General features: G+C 73.1%; 1 protein-coding gene. It reads left to right on the top strand.

Features of this window, described 5'->3' with window-relative positions; translation table 11 throughout:
• Positions 1-732 (top strand): beta-ketoacyl reductase (locus tag CFP71_RS42430; RefSeq protein WP_143267307.1); only part of this gene is annotated, 732 nt, incomplete at both ends.

Genomic DNA, 732 nt, shown 5'->3' with positions numbered 1-732 from the left:
GCCGGTGTGCTGGACGACGGCGTCGTCACCGCGCTGACCCCGGAACGCCTCGACCGCGTCCTCGGCCCGAAGGCGGACGGTGCCCGTCACCTGCACGAACTGACCCTCGACCGGCCGCTGACCGAGTTCGTGCTGATCTCGTCGGTGTCCGGCGTGCTCGGCGGACCGGGGCAGGGCAACTACGCCGCGGCCAACGCCTACCTCGACGCGCTGGCCGAGCGACGGCACGCCGACGGCCTGCCCGCGCGGTCGCTCGCCTACGGGATGTGGGCCGCCGAGGGGATGGGCGGTGTCCTCGACCAGGCCCTGATCGACAGGATGCGGCGCGACGGCTTCGGGGCGCTGAGTCCGGAGGAGGGCGCGGTGCTGTTCGACGTCGCGCCCGGTCCGGTCGCGGTACCGGTCAAACTCGACCTGGCCGGGCTGCGGGACCAGGCCCGCGCGGGCGTGCTGCCCGCGCTGCTCACCGGGCTCGTCCGGCTGCCCGTGCGACGTGCCGCTTCTCCGGTCACTGAGTCTGTTGTTTTGACACCGGACGCGCTGGAAGACCTGGTCTTGACGCACACCGCCCAGGTGCTCGGCTTCGCCACGGCGGCTGAGGTGGACCCGGAGCACGCGTTCACCGATCTCGGTTTCGACTCCCTGACCTCGGTCGACCTGCGCAACCGGCTGGCGGCCGCGGCGGGGCGGCAGTTGGGTGCGACGGTGGTGTTCGACCACCCGACCCCGGCG

Source organism: Amycolatopsis thailandensis (assembly GCF_002234405.1).
Classification (GTDB): Bacteria; Actinomycetota; Actinomycetes; order Mycobacteriales; family Pseudonocardiaceae; genus Amycolatopsis; species Amycolatopsis thailandensis.
This window is presented reverse-complemented; position numbering and strand designations above follow the sequence as displayed.